The sequence below is a fragment of the Streptomyces ipomoeae 91-03 genome, from assembly GCF_000317595.1.
In the GTDB taxonomy this organism is placed as follows: domain Bacteria; phylum Actinomycetota; class Actinomycetes; order Streptomycetales; family Streptomycetaceae; genus Streptomyces; species Streptomyces ipomoeae.
In genome coordinates, this window is record NZ_AEJC01000113.1 from 15,494 (window position 1) to 34,083 (window position 18,590).

Genomic DNA, 18,590 nt, shown 5'->3' on the forward strand with positions numbered 1-18,590 from the left:
GACATCAGGGGATCAGGTCCCTCCCCGGGGTGCTGCCACGCACCCCGCAGCCCCACCTCTCTCGTATCTCTCGTACGAGTCACCCGTAACTCGTGGACCCTGTGGAAGACGACGCATGCCTCCGATCATCCTCATGAGCGACCCCGAGGTCGCCCGCGTCCCGGTGCGGGAATGCGGTGAACCTCTCGTCGACCTGAGAGAGTTGCCGTTCCTGGTGGTCGACTCCCGGCAGGCCGACCCGGAGGGTGCCTACGCGCACATCCGCGAGGGCATCGCCTGGCGGCTGGCCCGGGCGTCCCGGCTGCTGCCCGACGGGCTGCGGCTGCTGGTCACCGAGGGGTACCGGCCGCTGGCGCTGCAGATCAAGTACTTCGAGTCGTACGCCGCCGAGTTGCGCCGGGACAACCCCGACTGGTCGGAGGAGTATCTGCGGGAGCAGACCAGCCGTTCCCTCTCCCCGCCGGAGATCGGGCCGCATGTCGCCGGTGCCGCGATCGATCTGACCCTGTGCACGGCGTCCGGGGAGGAGCTGGACATGGGGACTCGGGTCGATGCCAGCCCCGAGGAGAGCGACGACGCCTGCTACACCGACGCGCCCAACATCTCCGACACGGCCCGCCGCAACCGCCGCACCCTGTCGGCCGCCCTGACCACGGCCGGGCTGGTCAACTACCCCACCGAGTGGTGGCACTGGTCCTACGGCGACCGCTACTGGGCCCTCATGACGGGCGCCCCCAGCGCCCTCTACGGCCCCAGGGAAACCGTCCGCTGACCCGTCCGGCGCCGGCCCCGCCACCCCTACCCGTCCCATCCCCGAGGGCTGCACCCCGTCCCCCGTTGTCGCCTGGAGCGGCAAACCCCGTAGCGGGGGCCGAGGGCAGCACCCTGCGGATGGGACGGGCAGAGGTGGCGGGGTTGTCGTGGGTGACGCAGCGGGCGAGTACGTCCAGGAAAGGGCGGACGTTGCGAGCCCGGCCCCGTCCGGTCACTCGTCGCCGGTGCCGGAATCGGTGTTGTGGTCATGGTCGTCCGTCGGGGCGTGCCCGTGCAGTCCCTCGCTGACCAGTTGCCAGCTTCCCCGGTTGACGTGGAGCCCCGCCCAGGTGTCCAGCTGCCGGATGGCGAACAGGGGGTCGTACGCCGCCGTGGGGAGTTGCGGGACGCGCTTGCGGCCGGTGTCGTCGAGGCGGTACGGGACCTCGAACGCCTCTTTCCAGCGCGCGAGTTCGGGCGCGAAGCGTGCCTCGGCCTCGGCCGGGTCGATCTCCAGATAGTGCGCGATCTGCTCCCAGCTCGCGCCCCGCTCCCGCTCGTACACCACCGCCCGCGCCAGAACCCGTGCGGCGGCCTCGACCAGTCCGGCCGCCTCACTGGCCCGGCCGCCGAGGCCGGTGACGGCGTCGTAGCGGGTCGCCACCACGTCCTTCGCGAGCTCAGAGGCCTCCATCGCCTCGTAGGACAGGGCGAGGCGGGCCAGGGCCTCGTGCGAGAAGGCGGCGCGGTCGGCGTCGTACGGGGTCGTGTTCGGCAGAGTCACGCGGGTCAGGGTCACATGGGTGGGCGGGGCGCGTCGCCTGGTTTTCGGGCGGGGCGCCGGCCGCTGTCGGCCACGCGGCGCGTGGTTCATCGGTGTACCGGGAAGTACTCGCGTGGCGTCACTCCGATGATTCGTCTGAAGGCCGCGACGAAGGAGCTCGCGGAGGCGTAGCCGACGCGGTGGGCCACGGATTCCAGCGGGAGGCCCTCGGCGAGGAGGGGCATGGCGGCGCGCATACGGGTCTGTTCGCGCCACTGGCCGAAGGTGAGGCCGGTCTCGGTGACGAAGAGGCGGGCCAGGGTGCGGGCGCCGGCGCCGACCTGGGTGCCCCAGGCGTCGAGCGGGCGGGGGTCGGACGGGTTCGCGGCGAGGGCGCGGGCCACCTCGCGGGCCCTCGGGTCACGCGGCTCGGGCGCGGAGACACTGGTGACGGGAACGGGGTCCAGGACGTCGAGGAGTACGGCCTCCGCCCGGGACCGGGCCCCGGCGGTCAGGTCGGTGCGTACGAGGTGGTCGATGAGGGCGCGGAGCAGCGGGCCCACCGCCACGACCGTGGGCTCCTGCCAGTCGACCGTCGGGCAGCTCTCGGGGGCCACGTACGGGCTGCGCATCACCGTGTCGCCGGCCGACTCGGTGATGTGGGGGACGCCGGCGGGAATCCACAGGGCGAGGGTGGGCGGCAGGAGCCAGGAGCCCTGCCGGGTCGTGACGCGCAGCAACCCCTTGGCGGACCAGGCGAGTTGGTGCACGGGGTGCCAGTGCCGGGCGTAGGAGGTGCCACGCGGCATGGTGAAGTGCCCGATGAAGATCGCGGTGGGGTGACCGCGGAGGTACCGGTCGAGCGTGGCGGCCGGGTACCGGTCGAGCGTGGCGGCCGGGTTCCGCTCGGCACCTCGGCCGGGGCTCCACTCGACGCCTCGGCCAGGGCTCCGCTCGGCACCCCGGCCAGGGCTCCACTCGACGCCTCGGCCAGAGCTCCACTCGGCACCCCGGCCAAGGCTCCACTCGGCACCCCGGCCAGGGCTCCGCTCGACGCCTCGGACAAGGCTCCGCTCGGCACCCCGGCCAGGGCTCCGCTCGGCACCCCGGCCGGAGTCCGGCTCGCTCTCGACCCTGCCCTCGTCCCCGCCCTCGCCCTCGCTCTTGGTGTCGCCCCGGCTCTCGATACCGCCCCGGGCGGCGACGGCCCCCTCGGTCTTCCCACCCCGCTGTCCGTTTGGCGACATGGGACGGCAGCCTAGCCCGTGGTGGACAGCGGAGGGCCGGACCTAGCGTCGGGGCCATGCCGATGAATCAGATCCACCGGAAGTTGTGCAGCTCCGAGAAGTGGGCGCGGACGACACGGGAACAGCTGCTGCCCTGGGCGCTCGACGGTGTCGAACTGGGCACGGACGTCCTGGAGATCGGGCCCGGCTACGGCGCCAATCTGCGCGTTCTCGTCGAACAGGTGCCGCGTCTGACCGCCGTCGAGATCGACGCCGACACCGCCCGGCTGCTGGACGTCGCCTGGGGCGAGCGGGCCCGTGTCGTGCACGCGGACGGGGCCGCGATGCCGTTGCCGGACGCGTCGTACGACTCGGTCGTCTGCTTCACCATGCTGCACCACGTGCCGACGGCCGAGCAGCAGGACGGGATCTTCGCGGAGGCGTTCCGCGTACTGCGGCCCGGTGGGGTCTTCGCGGGCAGCGACAGCCAGTACAGCTTCCGCTTCCGGCTCCTCCACCTGCGGGACACGATGAACATCGTCGAGGCGGCGACCCTGCCCTCCCGCCTGGAACGGGCGGGCTTCACGGAGGTGTCCGTGGACCTGCACGAGCTGGGCGGGAGCCTCCGCTTCCGCGCGCGACGACCGTAGCGCAGCCGATCAAGTGCTGCCGAAGCGCCGTACGTACCGCCGCTGCCACGGTGTCTCCACCGCGTGCCGGTCGTAGTGCCGGCGTACGTACGCCACGGCCTCCTCCGGTGGTACGCCGTCCAGGACCGCCAGGCAGGCCAGTGCGGTGCCGGTGCGGCCCCGGCCGCCGCCGCAGGCGAACTCGACGCGTTCGTCGGCCGCCCGGCGCCAGGCGTCCCGCAGGACCTCCTCGGCCCGTACCCGGTCGGCGGGCAGCCGGAAGTCCGGCCAGCGCAGCCAGTGCGACTCCCAGGGGACCTCGGGCGGCTCCTTGCCGAGGAGGTGGACGGCGTACGTGGCGGTCGGGCCGTCGGGCAGCGGGCGCCGCAGGCCCCGCCCCCGTACCAGCCGGCCGGAGGGCAGCCGCAGCACACCGGGGGCCGCCGGGTCCCAGGGCTCGGTCGCGGTCGACGTCATCCCCGGGTCACCCCACTCCTCGCGTCGCCTGTGCCGCCCGTGTCTCGATGCCCCGGAAGTGGTCGGTCATCGCCCGCTGCGCGCCCTCGACGTCACGGGCGCGGAGGGCGGCGACGATGGCGCGGTGGCGGCGGATGGTGAGTTCGGGGGTGGGGTCGTCGTTCCAGCCACGGGCGCCGGCGACACGGAGGAAGACGGTCCAGAAGGCGCCGAGGAGTTGGGGGACCAGGGAGTTGCCGAGGGAGGCGTAGAGGAGTTCGTGGAAGTCGCGGTCGAGTTCGGCGACGGACTCGCCCGCCTTGCCGGCCGCCTCCATCCGGTCGACCATGGCCGCGAGATCGTCCAGCTCCGCGTCTGTGAGGATGCCCACGACCCGTCGTACCAGGCCCTCCTCCAGCACTTCGCGGACCTGGAGGATCTCCGCGAGCGCGGCGGTGTCCCCGTCGTGGCGGGCGAGGGTGCGGAAGGTCAGGCCGTCGATGAGGGGGGTCAGGGAGGCCTGGCCGACATACGTGCCGTAGCCGTGTCTGATGTCGACTATGTCGAGGGCCTGCAAGGCCTTGAGCGCCTCGCGGACGGAGTTGCGGCTGACGCCGAGGTCCTCCATCAGCTCCGTCTCGGTGGGCAGGGGCGCTCCCGCCTGGAGTTTGCGGTCGAGGATCAGCTGCATCACCTCGTGCTGGATCTGGCTGCTCACCCGCCGCTCGGGCCGGCGCCGACTGCCGCTCTCCTGAGACATGCGCCGCATCGTACGCTCGCCGGACATCCGACGTCCCATCTCCGGACGGAAACCGAGTGAACCGATCAGGGGAACGCCGGGTGAACGCACGGTGATCTCCCTGGGAAATTATGCCCTGCCGGACCGTCAACTGTCCTTGTTTCACATCGCCATTGGTCGCACCTCTGGCAGGTGAGCCATTCGTGTGCGATCCCTTGACCGCCCCCACGGGCCCTCCTATGGTCACGCTGCCCCCTGTAGGACGTAGGACGTCGTATCTCCCCCCTCGCTGCCTCCTTGGAGGAACCGTGCGCGATGTGACCCCTGACGCCCCGATGCCGGCCCGCCGGTCGTTCCTGAAGTACTCCGGCGCGTTGGGCGCCGCCGCCGTCTCGTCGTCGCTCGCCGCGTGTTCGGCCGGACCGGAGTCCACCAATGACACCGACGGCGGAAGCGGCGGAAAGAACGGGACGCTGACCGCCGTCATCGGCTACGGCAACGACGGCAGCTGGGACCCGACCCAGACCGCGTCCGCCTTCTGCATGGCCGCCAACAACCACATCTACGAAGGCCTCCTCGACACCGACCCCATCTCCCGCGAGCCGTACGCGGCGCTGGCGACGGCGGTGCCGAGCGATCTCAGCGGTACGTCGTGGAAGTTCGAGCTTCGCGCCGGCGCCACCTTCCACGACGGGAAGCCGGTGACCGCCGACGACGTCGTCTTCGTCTACGACCGGATCCTCGACCCGGACACCCAGACCCTCGCCAAGGGCTTCTTCGCCAGTTGGCTGAAGGAAGTGAAGAAGATCGACGCGCGGAACGTCGAGCTGGTGCTGAAGTTCCCCTTCCCCGAGGGCATTTCACGGCTGACGCTGGCGAAGATCATGCCGAAGCACGTCTTCTCCCGGCCGGGTGCCTGGGAGGACGCCATCAAGGGCAAGGCGATCGGTTCGGGACCGTACCGGCAGACCGCGCACCACCCGAAGTCCAACACGACGTTCGAGGCGTACGCCGACTACAACGGGCCCCGCCCGCCCGCCTTCAAGAAGATGAACTGGCTGACCATCGTGGACGCCGCGCCGCGCGTCGCGAAGATCTCCGGGACCAGTGCGGGCGCGCAGATCGCCGACAACATCCCGTACGCCAATATCGGGCAGCTGGAGAAGAGCGGGCTGACCGTCCAGGGCGGCTCCGGGATGAACAACCTCTTCCTGATGTTCAACACCAGGCACAAGCCCTTCGACGACGTACGGGTACGGCAGGCGCTGCATTACGCCATCGACCGGGACAAGATGATCGAGGTGGCGCTGAAGGGGCACGGAAAGCCCGCGAGTTCCTTCCTGAACGAGGGGAATCCGAGTTATCGGCCCGCGAAGACGGTGTACGGCCACGACCCGGAAAAAGCGAAGGCGCTGCTGAAGGAGGCCGGGGTCAGCGGGCTGAGGATCGAGATTCTGGCCGTGAACGTGAGCTGGATCGTCGACTGTCTGCCGACCATCAAGGCGTCGTGGGACGCGATCGGGGTGGAGACGACCCTCTCCCCGCAGGAGACCACCGCGGTCTTCACCAAGATGGATCAGAAGCAGGACTACCAGGTCGTCGCCGCGGCATCGAATCCCAATCAGTTCGGCCTCGACGCCGATCTGATCATGCATTACAACTACGGGCCGCAGAACCTGTGGATGCAGTACGCGCGATGGGCCGACAACAGCGTGGCCAAGGGGCTCTTCAGGGACATGGAGCAGGCGACCCGGGAGCCGGACGCGGACAGGAAGAAGACGATGGTGCAGGACTACATCGACATCGTCGCCGAGCAGGCCGTGCTCTATCCGGTGGTGCACACCGAATTGATGACGGCCTGGGATCCGAAACGGCTCACGGGGATAAGGGCGCAGCCGTATCCGGGGATCAATCTGCTGCAGGCGAAGTGGGTTTAGGGGGAACCGGTACGTGATCGCCGTTCTCCGTATCCTTCTCCGTCGTATCGCCCTGCTCGTTCCCCTGATGCTCGGGATCGTGCTCTTCGTCTTCCTTGTCATGCGGTTCTCCGATGTCGATCCGGCGTCCGCGTTCTTCCAGGGGGCCAATCCGACGCCGGAGCAGCTGCATGAGTTCCGGGAGGAGAACGGCCTGCTCGATCCGTTGCCCGTGCGGTATGCGGGATTCGTCGGTGATCTGCTGCAGGGGGACATGGGGATCAGCGCGCTGACCCGGACCCCCGTCGTCGATCAGGTGATGACCGCGTTGCCGCTCACCCTCCAGCTCACCTTCCTGGGGCTGGGCATCGCGGTCGTGCTGGCGCTGGTGGGCGGGGTCACGGCGGCCATCCACCGGGACCGGCTGCCGGACCAGATCATCCGGGTGGTGTCGCTGACCGGGGTCGCGGCGCCGGGGTTCTGGCTGGCGCTGCTGATGATCCAGTACCTGGCGGTGGACCTGGGGTGGTTCCCGACGGGTGGGTACGTCAATCCGGCGGACTCCTTCACCGGGTGGCTGAAGACGATGACGCTGCCCGCGTTCGCGCTGTCGCTGCCGGTGGCCGCGCAGCTCACCCGGATCGTGCGCACGGCGGTCGTGGAGGAGCTGGACAAGGACTACGTACGGACGGCGATCGGCAGCGGACTGCCGCCACGGGTGGTCGTCGGGCGGAACGTGCTGCGCAACGCGCTGATCAATCCGCTCACCGTGCTCGGGCTGCGCGTCGGCTATCTGCTCGGCGGCGCGGTCGTCATCGAGACGATCTTCTCGCTGCCGGGGATGGGCAAGCTGATGATCGACGCCGTGAAGAACGGCGACCCGGCGGTCGTGCAGGGCGTCGTCCTGACCACGGCCGCCGGCTTCGTGGTCGTCAACCTCGTCATCGACATCCTCTATCTGCTGGTGAACCCACGGCTCAGGGGGGCGGGCTGATGTCCGGGCCCATGGTGACCACACGCAAGCGGCTCACGGAGGCCCTGTCCCGGCCCGGTGTCCGGCCGCGGTCCTGGCGGAGGCTGCCGGTGCTGTCGCGGGTCGCGGTCTGCTTCCTCGCGGTCGTGGTGCTCACGGCCCTGTTCGCGCCCGTGCTCGCCCCGCACGACCCGCTCGACCAGCAGGCCCTGGTCGGCGGGACCGGCGCGCCCTCCGCCGAGCACTGGATGGGCCAGGACAGCCTCGGCCGGGACATCCTGAGCCGGCTGATGTACGGCGCCCGCTGGTCGCTCGCGATCGGCCTCGGCGCCACCGCGCTCGCGCTCGTCGCGGGATCGTTCATCGGGGCCCTGGCCGCGACCTCGCGCAAGGCCGTCGACGAGACGCTGATGCGCTGCCTGGACATCGTCATGGCGTTCCCGGGCATCGCGCTGGCCGCCGTGCTCGTCGCCGTCTTCGGCGGCGGCATCGAGGTGCTGATCTGCGCGATCGCCTTCCTCTTCACTCCGCCCGTGGCACGGGTCGTACGGGCCAACGTCCTCGACCAGTACGGCGAGGACTACGTCACCGCCGAGCGGGTGACAGGAGCCCGCACCCCGCACATCGTGATCCGGCACGTGGCCGTCAACTGCGCCGCCCCCGTGCTGGTGTTCTGCACCGTGCAGGTCGCCGAGGCCATCGTCTTCGAGGCGTCCCTGTCCTTCATCGGCGCGGGCGTACGGCCCCCGGACCCGTCCTGGGGCAGCGTCATCGCCGACGGCAAGAACATGGTCCTGACCGGCGGCTGGTGGGCGACCGTCTTCCCCGGCCTGCTGATGCTGGTCACGGTCCTCTCCCTCAACATCCTCTCCGAGGGCGTCTCCGACGCGTGGGCGGCACCGGCCGGGCGGGATGTGGAGCCACGCGAGGAGGAAGACCGGCTGGAGGCCGCCGAGCCGGGCAGCGGCACGGTCACCGAGCTGCCGGGGCTGACCGAGGCGGCTCTGCGACTGCGGTCGCGGGCCCGTCCCCTGCCCGGTGGTCAACCGGTGCTGTCCGTCGAGCGGTTGGCCGTCTCTTTCGAGAACCGGCACCGGGGGGTGAACATCGTCGACGGCATCAGCTTCGACGTGCACCCCGGTGAAGTCCTGGGGCTGGTCGGCGAATCGGGCTGCGGCAAGTCGCTGACCGCACTCACGGTGATGGGCCTGGAGTCCAAGGGCGCCAAGGTGCGCGGCCAGGTCCGGTTCGATCAGCGGCAGTTGGTGGGCGAGCCCATGCGCGTACGCCGCAGACTGCTCGGCCACGAGATGGCGATGATCTATCAGGACGCGCTCTCCTCCCTCAACCCGGCGATGACCGTCCGTGCCCAGCTGGGGCAGGTCGTCCGCAGGGGCGGCAAACGCTCAGCGACCGAACTGCTCGGCATGGTCGGCCTCGACCCCGAACGTACCCTGCGCAGTTACCCGCACGAACTGTCCGGCGGCCAGCGCCAGCGCGTCCTGATCGCCATGGCGCTCTCCCGCACCCCGAAGCTGATCGTGGCCGACGAGCCGACGACCGCGCTGGACGTGACCGTCCAGGCCCAGATCATCGAACTGCTGCTGCGGCTGCGCGAGGAGCTGGGCTTCGCGCTGATCCTCGTCTCGCACGATCTGGCGCTGGTGGCGGACGTGACCGACCGGGTCGTCGTGATGTACGGCGGTCAGATCGTCGAGACGGGGGTGACGGCGGACCTGGTCGAGGCGCCGGCCCACCACTACACGCGCGGTCTGCTGGGCAGCGTGCTGTCGCTGGAGTCGGCGGCCGAGCGGATGACGCAGATCAGGGGCGTCGTCCCCGCCCCCGCCGACTTCCCGGCGGGCTGCCGCTTCGCCGACCGCTGCCCACGGGCGAGCGAGGTCTGCCGTACGACGGCACCGGACCTGCTGGGCCCGCCCACGCACAAGGCGGCCTGCCACCACCCGGCGGTGGATCTGGTCGCGACGGAACGGGAGGTGGCGCAGTGAGCACACCGAAAGCGCCGGACGCGTCAACCACGGCAGGCGTGTCCGGCGCGTCGAGCGCACTCGTGGAGGTCTCCGACGCCCATGTCGTCCACCGGGCCCGCACCGGCGGGCTGTTCACGCGTGACCGGGTCTACGCCCTGACCGGCGCCGATCTCTTCATCGCGCCCGGTGAGACGGTGGGCGTGGTGGGTGAGTCGGGGTGTGGGAAGTCGACGCTGGCGAAGGTGCTGGTGGGGGTGGAGCGGCCGACGGCCGGGACGGTGTCGTTCCGGGGGCGGGACCTGTGGTCCATGTCGCCGGCCGAGCGCCGGGTGACCGTGGGCAGCGGTACGGGCATGATCTTCCAGGACCCGTCGACGGCCCTGAACCGCCGCCTGTCGATCCGCCGGATCCTCCGCGACCCCCTGGACGTGCACCGGCGCGGCACATCGGCCGAACGGGAGGACCGCGTACGGGAGTTGATGTCCCTGGTCGGTCTGCCCCCGGTGCTGGCGGAGGCGCTGCCGGGTCAGCTGTCGGGCGGTCAGCGCCAGCGTGTCGCCATCGCCCGTGCCCTGGCGCTCGACCCGGACCTGGTGGTCGCGGACGAACCGACGAGCGCGCTGGACGTGTCGGTCCGCGCGCAGATCCTCAACCTCCTGCTGGACCTGAGGGAACGGCTCGGTCTGGCGCTGGTCTTCGTGTCGCACGACATCCAGACGGTACGGCGGATGAGCGACCGGGTGATCACCATGTATCTGGGCCGGATCGTGGAGGAGTCCCCGGCCGACTCGGTCACGGACCGCGCCCGGCACCCGTACACCCGTGCGCTGTTCTCGGCCACCCCGGGCCTGCTGGACCCGATCGAGCCGATCCCCCTGGTGGATCCGGTCCCGTCGGCCACCCGGCCGCCGAGCGGCTGTCCGTTCCGTACCCGATGCTGGAAGGCGGACGGGGTGTGCGCGGAGAAGATGCCGGACTTCTCGGCCGCGTCGGCGCCCGGACACCGCTTCCGCTGCCACCATCCTGTGCAGGAGACGGAGTCGACGCGCGACCTGGTCGCCGAGGCCGCGACCGCGTCGGCATCCGTTTCCCCGGCCACCGCCATGGCCGTCGAGGATCGGACCGATCGAGCCGTACGAGATACCTAGCGGTACCCGACGGGTACCCGCGCCAAGGGAGCCAAGATGACCATCCCCACCCCGCTGACCGGAGTCGTCCCGCCCGTCTGCACCCCCCTGACACCGGACCGCGAGGTGGACGTACCGTCGTTGATCCGCCTCGTCGACCACTTGGTGGCCGGTGGTGTGGACGCGCTGTTCGTGCTCGGTTCGACGTCGGAGGCGGCGTATCTGACCGATGAGCAGCGGCGGCTGGTGACGGAGACGGTGGTCGGGCATGTGGCGGGCCAGGTGCCCGTGCTGGCCGGGGCGATCGACATGACGACCCCGCGCGTACTGGACCATGTGCGCGCCGTCACGGCCGCCGGGGCGCAGGCGGTCGTGGCGACCGCCCCCTTCTACACCGGCACCCACCCGGCGGAGATCGCCCGCCATTACCGTCTGCTCGCCGCCCACTCCCCGGTGCCGGTCCTCGCGTACGACATCCCGGCAGCCGTCCACACCAAGCTGCCCACCGATGTCGTCCTGGAGCTCGCGGCGGACAGGGTCGTCGTCGGCCTCAAGGACTCCAGCGGCGACCTGGCCGGCTTCCGCGCCGTCGTGACGGGTGTGCGTGCCGTCACCGACTTCACCGTCCTCACCGGCTCCGAACTCCTCATCGACGCCGCGCTGGCCATGGGCGCCGACGGGGCCGTCCCCGGCCTGTCCAACGTCGACCCCGTCGGCTACGTCCGTCTCGACCGGCTCTGCCGCGCCGGTGACTGGGACCGCGCCCGCGCCGAACAGGAACGCCTGTGCGCCCTGTTCGGGATGATCGGTGTCGGCGGCGCCCGCATGGGCGGCACCGCCTCGGCCATCGGTGCCTTCAAGGCGGCGCTGCGCCTGCGCGGCGTCATCGCGTGCGCCGCCACGGCCGAGCCGCAGGTCCCGCTGTCGGAGGACGAGGTCGAGCGGGTGGGCAAGTACCTGGCCGCGGCGGGGCTGTCGTAGGGGCTGGTGCTACGAGGTGGTGGTCCCCGGCGCCTGCGCGGCGAGGGCCTTGAGGGGTTCACCGGTGACGCGGCAGACCGTCCACTCGTCCAGGAGCTCCGCGCCGATGGACTTGTAGAAGCCGATCGCGGGTTCGTTCCAGTCGAGGACCCACCATTCGAAGCGCTCATAGCCGCGCTGCTCGCAGATCGCGGCGAGGGAGGCGAGGAGCGCCTTGCCGTGGCCGCCGCCCCGGGCGTGCGGCCGTACGTACAGGTCCTCCAGATGGATGCCGCCGCTGCCGGTCCAGGTCGAGAAGCGCGGGTACCACACGGCGTAGCCCACGGTCTCGCCCGTGCCGTCGTCCTCGGCGATCAGTGCGAAGGCGGCCGGATGCTCACCGAACAGCGCCTCGCGGAGCTGTTCCTCCGTGGCTCTGGCCTGTTCAACGGCCCTTTCGTATGCGGCGAGTTCGCGGATCATGGCGAGGATCTGCGCGATGTCGTTCTCAGTGGCGGCCCTGATCATGCCGTGATCATCGGCCACCGCGCCGGCCCGCGTCCACTCCCTCAGCCGGACCCCGCCCCCGCCCCCGGTGTCACCAGCCGCCGAAGACCAGCACGGCGACGATCCAGCCGTAGATCCGCAGGAACTCCGGGATCCGGTGGAGCGTCGTCAGCGCGTTGACGACCAGGGTGATCCCCACGACGGCGACACCGGTGAGCAGCGTACGGCGGGCCGTGCCGCTCACCGCGACCGTGTAGAGCGCCAGCATGGCCGGGGCGACGGCGGCGGGGTGGTTGTAGTCGAGCGCGTGGTACGGGGCGACGAAGACCACCAGCGCCCACAGCGCGGGCATCGGCCGCCTCCGGCGCCACACCAGCGGCACATGGACGCCGATCAGCAGCGCGAAGCCGAACGTGTCCGGCACGTTCCCGTCACCGGTGATCAGCACGGCGGTCACGCAGTCGAAGACGGTCAGGGCGACGGCGACGTACGCGTCGAACCGCGGGGAGTCGCCCCCGGCGGCCGTCCGAACCCACTCGAAGAGCCCCGGCCCGCACCCCACTCACCCCGACAGCCCCCTCGCCGTCCCGGCCCCCACAGCGCCGCCCCCGCTCCCCGTCACCCGCTCATCCTCCGTCAGGAGGGCGCCCCTGCGGGAGAGAGACGCCCCGGCCGTACCGGCTCTCGGCGAACCGGCACGCTCCCCCGGCACTCGACCGACGGTCACCGGCCGGCTCTCAGCCCACGGTCACCGCCCGGCTCTCAGCCCACAGCCACCCGCTCCCGGCTCGGCGGGGTCTCCCCCGGCGGCTGCTCGACCGGCCCCGCCGGCTCACGGGACAGCCGCCCCGGCCACCACACCTTCCTCCCCAGCGCCACACTCGCGCTGGTCACGAGATACGTACGCACGAGGAACGTGTCGAGCAGCACCCCCACCGCGATCACGAAGCCCAGCTCGACGAGTTGGACCAGCCCCATGTTGAGCAGCACGGCGAAGGTCGCGGCGAGGACGAGGCCGGCGGAGGCGATGACCCCGCCGGTCGTCCGCAGCGCGGTGAGCGCGGCGGCGGCAGGTTCCGCGCCGGCCAATGACTCCTCACGCATCCGGTGCATGAGGAAGATGCCGTAGTCGACGCCGAGGGCGACGAGGAACACGAAGGACAGCAGTCCGAGCCCCGGATCGGTGCCCTCGAACCCGAACACCGGTCCGAAGACGAGCCCCCCGATCCCCAGCGAGGCCGCCCACACCGCGACCACGGCGACGACGAGCAGCAACGGTGCGACCAGGCTCCGCAGCAGCGCGACGAGGATCAGCAGGACGGACAGGAGCACGATCGGTACGACGACGAGCCGGTCCCGGGCGTTGGTGTCCTTGAGGTCGAGCTGTTCGGCGCTGGGCCCGCCGATGTACGACTCCGGCAGCCGGTCCCGCAGGGACTCGATGGTGGCGGTCTCGGCGGCCGACTGCGGCGCGCCCTTGGCGATGACGGACAACTCGGTCCAGCCGTCTCCCGTACGCCCCCGCTCGACGGCGGCGACCCCCTCATGCCCTTGGATCCCGGCGATCGTGGCCTCGGTCCGCCCGGCCGGTGTGATCACGGAGATCGGCTGGGTGCCCTGCCCGGGAAAGGCCTCGGCGAGGGTCCGCATCGCCGCGACCGACTCGGGCCTGTCGACGAAGGAGTCCTCCTGCTTGAGCGATCCGGGCAGATCGAGCGTGCCGAGAGCGAGGGCGCCGAGCAGGACGGCACCGCCGGCGAGCACGGTCAGCGGCCGGCGCCCGGCGGAGGACCCCATCGCCGAGAACAGCGACCGACGGGCCTTCGGCTCGCTGCCGTACGCCGGTACGAGCGGCCAGAACACCCGCCGCCCCAGCAGGACGAGGGTCGCGGGCAGCAGGGTGAGCATGGCGAGCAGCGCGCACAGCACCCCGACCATGCCGAGCGGTCCCATGCCCCGGCTGCTGTTGAGGTCGGCGGCGAGCAGACACAGCAGCCCGGCGGCGACGGTCCCGGAGGAGGCGAGCACGGCGGGCCCGCAGCCGCGCAGGGCGACCTTCATGGCCTCGTACGGCCGCTCGACGCGCCGCAGTTCCTCGCGGTACCGGGAGACGAGCAGCAGCGCGTAGTCGGTGCCCGCCCCGAACACGAGGATCGTCATCATGGCCGAGCTCTGCCCCGAGACACTCGTCCCGAAGGCCTGGTTGAGCCCGTACGCCACCCCCATCGACAGGAAGTCCGCGACCCCGGCGACGACGAGCGGCACCAGCCACAGCACCGGGCTCCGGTAGATCAGGATCAGCAGTACGGCCACCACACCCACGGTGGTGTACAGCAAGGGCCCGCCGAGCGACTCGTACACCTTGCCCGCATCAGCGGCGAGGGCACCGGGCCCACCCACCTCGACCGTCAACCCGCCCCGGCTGCGGGCGACTTCCCGCACCCGCTCGACGAAGGCGTCCCGCAGCTTCTCGTCCGTCCCCGGCCCATTGCTCGCCACCGGGTACATCAGGGTGGCCCCGTCCTCCGCCGGCACCCCCCCGCGGCTCGGCGACCAGCCGATCCCGCTCCCCGATCTCGGCGACCTGAGCGGCGGCGGCCTCCCGATCGGCGGCACTGAGCCCACCGTCCCGGTGATACACAAGCACCAGCTCGGTCGTCTCGCCCCCGGGCAACTGCTCCTGGATCTTCGCCACCCGCGTCGAATCGGCACTGGCCGGCAGATAATCCACCGCCCTGTCGTGCTGCACCTCCGACAACTTGGCGGCGAACGGCCCCACCAGGCCCAGCAACACCACCCACAACCCCAACACCAGCCACGGCACACCTCGCCGCCGACTCCGCACGCGTGTCTCTCCGACCCCCATTCCGGGGTCCCCCCTCCTCAACGGGTGTCTGGACGTCCACCAGACTCCCGGCGGGGCGGGGGCGAGTCGTCGCGCGGGAGAGCGAGTTGATCCGTACCGCCCGGGGCGACACGGCGGCCGGATTACTCCCTGGGGAGTATCCGGGCCGGGCTCACGACGGCGTGCGGGCCGCTGCGGGCAAGCGCGTCACGCCGGTCGGTGTCCGATCGCCAGCAGGTGGGAACTCGCCGCCAGTAGCTCTGGATAGGGCTCGGCCATGCGCGCGGCGGTCAACGCCGATTCAAACAAGGCCGAGTCGCGGAAGGACTGGCCGGTGTTTCGCTCAGCCGCTGCGAGCATGGACCAGGCCGGCCCCTCGATGCCGAACACCTCGGCACCGTCGAATCCGGCCGCGTCCACTTCGTCGCGCAGCTGCTCGCCGCTGTGGAAGTAGGCGGCGGTGAACGCCTTCTTCCCGTCATGGATCTGCGTCGCGAGGATGCCGCCGATGCTCTTCTGCATCGGTTCCTTGTAAAGATGGGCGAACGCGGTGTGTTCGAACAGCGAGGCATACCTGTTGATTCCGGCCACAGCCAGTAGGCCGCCCGGCTTGAGCACGCGGTAGCCCTCACGGAGTGCCTGGTCACGATCGGGGCGTGCGATGAGGTGGTAGAGGGGGCCCAGCATGAGTACGACGTCGTACGAGGCGCCCTCGGACGGGAGTCGGCGTGCGTCCCCGAGTTCCACGGTGGCGCCGGTCTGCTTGGCCTGCTCGATGTGCCGGGGGATCGGGTCGACGAGGTGCACGGCGTAGCCGTCCTGGACGAGCCATCGGGCGTGGGCGCCCGGGCCGCCGCCGACGTCGAGGACCCGGGCCGGCGGCGTGGGAAGGTGACGGCGCAGCAGTTCCTGCGTGCGTACCATCTCCAGGCGGCCCTCGGCTGTCGCGGTCAGCCGGTCCGCTTCGTCGATGGTCTCGGTGTAGAACCTCACGATCTCCGGGGCTACCTCAGGGCTCGTCATACGGGCATTGTGGTGACTCACCGGTGGACCAGTCCAGTGAATCGGAAGTGCCCCATGCCGCTGCTGAAGTACGAGCAGATCGCCGAAGATCTGCGCACACGCATCGCGAACGGCGAGTTCGGCCCCGGCGACCTGCTGCCTTCCGGCCGCGACCTTGCCGAGCAGTGGAGCGTGTCGAGGGCTACCGTCGTCAAGGCCTACGACGTGCTGCGCAATGACGGTCTGGTGGTCGCCCGGCAAGGCGCCGGCTTCACCGTCGTGGAGACACCGATCGCCCGGCCTGCGGGCGGACGCCGTACGGACTCCAGTCGTGTATCCGGCGGCGCACCGTACCGACGCCTCGGCGTCCCGGACCGTACGGCGCCTCCCTCACATGTGGCTGAGGCCTTGGGGTTGAAGCCGGGTGAGCAGGCGCTGAGGCGCATCCGGCTGGTGCTGCTCGACGACGGAGTGCCACACAGCTTGGTGACGGCCTGGTTCCCGCCGTCGATCGCGGACGCTGCTCCGCGACTGGCGATGAAGGGGCCGATCGCCGAGGGCACCACGCACTACGTCAGGCGTGAGACGGGCCGCTCCCCGGCAGAGGGCGTCGATGTGACCGTTCGACTGGCCACGGAGGATGAGGCCCACTTGCTGGAGGTGGAGCAGCCCACAGCAGTGGCCGTGGTGCTGCACACGGCGTTCGACAAGGATCGCCAAGCACTTGTGTGCGAAGAGGGCGTCACCCCGTCGCATGTGTTCGAACAGATCGACAACTACCCGATGCGGTAAGCGAACTGACGAACATACGAACTGGCGCTCGCTTGACTGGACCGGTCCACCGGTCCAGTCTTTTGATGCCGGGCGAGCCTGCCATGTGTTGCGGTCGCGCCATGCCCGGCTGCCGACACAAGACGAACCCTGGCGACCGATGCCACGGTCCCAGGGCGCGGCCGACCTGAGCGGAGCAGACCGACAATGCACCTTGTATCACACGCCCTCGCATGGGTAAGAGCACTCCTGTTCGGACCGCCTGAGTGCGGTCGCGGCACCCGCTGCACGGGCCCGGAGGCCGGTCGCACCACGCCGGTCCCCTATCCGTCGCCGGGCATGTGGGGGGCGACCCTCGCGGCGGCGCGTCGCCGCCGGGCCCCGCACCTGTGGCCGTCTCCCGAGTTGCCCGCCATCGAGGACGACTCGATCAACGACGCCCTCGTGCGCGCGTACGTACTGCACGAGGATGAGCAGACCCTTTGCCTGGCCTCCCCGCTGAGGAGGGCTTGGTGACGACGACCGAGTACAGGCCGAAGCCCGGCGACACGGTCGAGGACACCAAGTCCAGGCGATTCGGCAAGGTCATGGGGTTCGAGGGGCCGTACGTGCAGCTGCGGCCGATCGGCGGCGGCCTGGAGTGGGACGCCCGTCCGGACAGCCTCAGGCGGCTGACACTCACCGAGGCCCTGAGCGCGGGTGTGGCGGCGGCCAACGCCCGGTCGAGGGGGGAACGCCCGTGATGACGCCCGCGGCCGAAGCCGCATACGCCGCGCTGCTCACGCACGGGGCCGAATGCCTGGACTGCCGGGAGTTCCGAGACGAAGGCGGAAAGTCCACGGGACAATGCCCAAAGCTCGACGCCCTGGCGGAGGAGTACCGCCAGGTAAAGCGCGACGCCCGCGCAGGAGGGCGCATCAACCGGACCTGCGGCGCCTGCCACAGGCCCATCGGTCCCGACGAGGACTGCACGACGTTACATCCCGGCCTCGCCATCGGCTGCGGCTCCCACGGTCCACCTGCACAAGCGGCCGTGCAAAAGGGTCCCGCATCAGTCGACCCAGCGACAGGCCGCTGAGCCCCCAGCGTCACCCTGGTGATCACCCTCGGCAAGGGACCCGCGCCGGCGCCGGAAGGATCGCTACGACGGCGTACGTGCCGTCGCCAGCAAGCGGGTCACGTCGTCCGCGCAGATGGTCAGGGCCGAGCCGACCGTGGACAGGACGTCGCGTTCGGCGGGGGTGTACGGGCCATCGGCCAACGCGATGCGGGCGCCCTGCAACAGGATTGCCTCGCGGCCGGTGGGGGCGAGGTGGGGGGCGAGGGGGTCCAGGGCCTCGTGGAGCTCTATGGCGAGGCCGGCGCCGCAGGGTTCGCCGAAGAGGCGGCCGGTGTCGGCGGCGAGCGCCTCGACCAGGGCGCCCAGCTGGTCCTCCGTGCAGTCGTCGAGGCCGGCGGCGCGGACGGCGGTGGCGGCGGCCGACAGGGACGTACGGCCGCAGGTGCCGTCGGCGGCGAGGACGGCGAGGGCGACGGTGTGGACGGCGTCGCGGAGCATCGCCGAGAAGCGGGTGGTGGTGGGGTGGTCCAGGGCGTCCGTCGCGTAGTGGTGGCGGCAGGCGGCGCACTCGACGACCGGGCCCGTCTCACCGCGCGGCAGCACCGGCACCCCGAGGAGAGTGAAGCGGCGGCGGCCGATGAGGCGCTGGTAGTTGCGGTCGCCTCCGCAGCCGGGGCAGAAGAACTCGCCGTCGCCGACGCCCGTCCACGCGGTGCGGGTGCCGACGAGTCGGGAGAGGCCGGCGGCGCGGCCGATCGCTCCGGCGCGCGACAACCCGGTGACACGGTCGATCGGTCCCCGTGGTCCCCGTCCTGGCTGCACGTCGCACCTCCGTAACCCCACGGCAACATCGCCGCGCTTGCGTGATGTTA

At 71.0% G+C, this 18,590-nt stretch carries 18 protein-coding genes and 1 pseudogene; 10 read left to right on the forward strand and 9 right to left on the reverse strand.

The window, feature by feature from the left end:
- The first annotated feature begins 115 nt into the window (after window positions 1-115).
- Window positions 116-772: a M15 family metallopeptidase gene (locus STRIP9103_RS07540; RefSeq protein WP_009302454.1), complete on the forward strand. Its 657-nt coding sequence runs from the start codon at window positions 116-118 to the stop codon at window positions 770-772.
- Between the two features lie 213 nt (window positions 773-985).
- On the opposite strand, the gene STRIP9103_RS07545 is transcribed toward STRIP9103_RS07540, so the two are convergent.
- Both STRIP9103_RS07545 and STRIP9103_RS53050 read right to left on the reverse strand, forming a co-directional pair.
- Window positions 986-1,537, reverse strand: a complete 552-nt coding sequence (locus tag STRIP9103_RS07545) for a hypothetical protein (RefSeq protein ID WP_141596122.1) — start codon at window positions 1,535-1,537, stop codon at window positions 986-988.
- Window positions 1,538-1,623: 86 nt separating this feature from the next.
- A complete protein-coding gene (locus STRIP9103_RS53050) occupies window positions 1,624-2,763 on the reverse strand; it encodes an AraC family transcriptional regulator (RefSeq protein WP_009302478.1) in 1,140 nt (379 codons plus the stop codon).
- 56 nt (window positions 2,764-2,819) lie between these two features.
- Here STRIP9103_RS53050 and STRIP9103_RS07555 point away from each other — a divergent pair, with 56 nt between their 5' ends.
- Window positions 2,820-3,392, forward strand: a complete 573-nt coding sequence (locus STRIP9103_RS07555; RefSeq protein WP_009302500.1) for a class I SAM-dependent methyltransferase — start codon at window positions 2,820-2,822, stop codon at window positions 3,390-3,392.
- 9 nt (window positions 3,393-3,401) lie between these two features.
- Here the strand turns inward: STRIP9103_RS07555 and STRIP9103_RS07560 are convergent, their stop codons facing one another.
- On the reverse strand, window positions 3,402-3,848 hold the full coding sequence (locus STRIP9103_RS07560) for a protein-tyrosine phosphatase family protein (protein WP_009302494.1): 447 nt from the start codon (window positions 3,846-3,848) through the stop codon (window positions 3,402-3,404).
- A gap of 7 nt (window positions 3,849-3,855) precedes the next feature.
- The gene (locus STRIP9103_RS07565) at window positions 3,856-4,596 is read right to left on the reverse strand and encodes a FadR/GntR family transcriptional regulator (RefSeq protein WP_181800458.1); all 741 of its coding nucleotides are present in this window, start codon (window positions 4,594-4,596) and stop codon (window positions 3,856-3,858) included.
- A gap of 278 nt (window positions 4,597-4,874) precedes the next feature.
- Here STRIP9103_RS07565 and STRIP9103_RS07570 point away from each other — a divergent pair, with 278 nt between their 5' ends.
- The 5 genes from STRIP9103_RS07570 (at window position 4,875) to STRIP9103_RS07590 (ending at window position 11,554) form a co-directional block, all read left to right on the forward strand.
- A complete protein-coding gene (locus STRIP9103_RS07570) occupies window positions 4,875-6,503 on the forward strand; it encodes an ABC transporter substrate-binding protein (protein ID WP_048819880.1) in 1,629 nt (542 codons plus the stop codon).
- Window positions 6,504-6,516: 13 nt separating this feature from the next.
- Window positions 6,517-7,476: an ABC transporter permease gene (locus STRIP9103_RS07575; protein WP_009302477.1), complete on the forward strand. Its 960-nt coding sequence runs from the start codon at window positions 6,517-6,519 to the stop codon at window positions 7,474-7,476.
- 11 nt (window positions 7,477-7,487) lie between these two features.
- A complete protein-coding gene (locus STRIP9103_RS07580; protein ID WP_009302433.1) occupies window positions 7,488-9,464 on the forward strand; it encodes a dipeptide/oligopeptide/nickel ABC transporter permease/ATP-binding protein in 1,977 nt (658 codons plus the stop codon).
- 62 nt (window positions 9,465-9,526) lie between these two features.
- Entirely contained in the window at window positions 9,527-10,594 is a 1,068-nt protein-coding gene (locus STRIP9103_RS07585) for an oligopeptide/dipeptide ABC transporter ATP-binding protein (RefSeq protein WP_009302486.1), read from the forward strand.
- A gap of 36 nt (window positions 10,595-10,630) precedes the next feature.
- Window positions 10,631-11,554, forward strand: a complete 924-nt coding sequence (locus STRIP9103_RS07590) for a dihydrodipicolinate synthase family protein (protein ID WP_009302467.1) — start codon at window positions 10,631-10,633, stop codon at window positions 11,552-11,554.
- Window positions 11,555-11,563: 9 nt separating this feature from the next.
- Here STRIP9103_RS07590 and STRIP9103_RS07595 read toward each other — a convergent pair whose 3' ends face one another.
- The 4 genes and pseudogenes from STRIP9103_RS07595 to STRIP9103_RS07610 form a co-directional block, all read right to left on the reverse strand.
- Window positions 11,564-12,061, reverse strand: coding sequence for a GNAT family N-acetyltransferase (locus tag STRIP9103_RS07595; protein WP_048819888.1), 498 nt, complete (start codon window positions 12,059-12,061; stop codon window positions 11,564-11,566).
- 70 nt (window positions 12,062-12,131) lie between these two features.
- Window positions 12,132-12,602, reverse strand: a complete 471-nt coding sequence (locus STRIP9103_RS07600; RefSeq protein ID WP_009302490.1) for a DUF7134 domain-containing protein — start codon at window positions 12,600-12,602, stop codon at window positions 12,132-12,134.
- Window positions 12,603-12,802: 200 nt separating this feature from the next.
- Window positions 12,803-14,906: pseudogene (locus tag STRIP9103_RS07605) on the reverse strand (MMPL family transporter).
- A 186-nt stretch (window positions 14,907-15,092) separates the two neighbouring features.
- A complete protein-coding gene (locus STRIP9103_RS07610) occupies window positions 15,093-15,908 on the reverse strand; it encodes a class I SAM-dependent methyltransferase (protein WP_048819883.1) in 816 nt (271 codons plus the stop codon).
- 54 nt (window positions 15,909-15,962) lie between these two features.
- On the opposite strand from STRIP9103_RS07610, the gene STRIP9103_RS07615 reads away from it, so the two are divergent.
- The 3 genes from STRIP9103_RS07615 (at window position 15,963) to STRIP9103_RS07620 (ending at window position 17,401) form a co-directional block, all read left to right on the forward strand.
- Entirely contained in the window at window positions 15,963-16,679 is a 717-nt protein-coding gene (locus STRIP9103_RS07615; RefSeq protein WP_009302475.1) for a GntR family transcriptional regulator, read from the forward strand.
- 186 nt (window positions 16,680-16,865) lie between these two features.
- The gene (locus tag STRIP9103_RS49820) at window positions 16,866-17,174 is read left to right on the forward strand and encodes a hypothetical protein (protein WP_141583308.1); all 309 of its coding nucleotides are present in this window, start codon (window positions 16,866-16,868) and stop codon (window positions 17,172-17,174) included.
- Window positions 17,171-17,401, forward strand: coding sequence for a hypothetical protein (locus tag STRIP9103_RS07620; RefSeq protein ID WP_009302455.1), 231 nt, complete (start codon window positions 17,171-17,173; stop codon window positions 17,399-17,401). Before STRIP9103_RS49820 ends, STRIP9103_RS07620 begins: the two co-directional genes overlap by 4 nt.
- A gap of 398 nt (window positions 17,402-17,799) precedes the next feature.
- Here the strand turns inward: STRIP9103_RS07620 and STRIP9103_RS07625 are convergent, their stop codons facing one another.
- Window positions 17,800-18,540, reverse strand: coding sequence for a tellurite resistance TerB family protein (locus STRIP9103_RS07625; RefSeq protein ID WP_009302485.1), 741 nt, complete (start codon window positions 18,538-18,540; stop codon window positions 17,800-17,802).
- Between the last annotated feature and the right edge of the window lie 50 nt (window positions 18,541-18,590).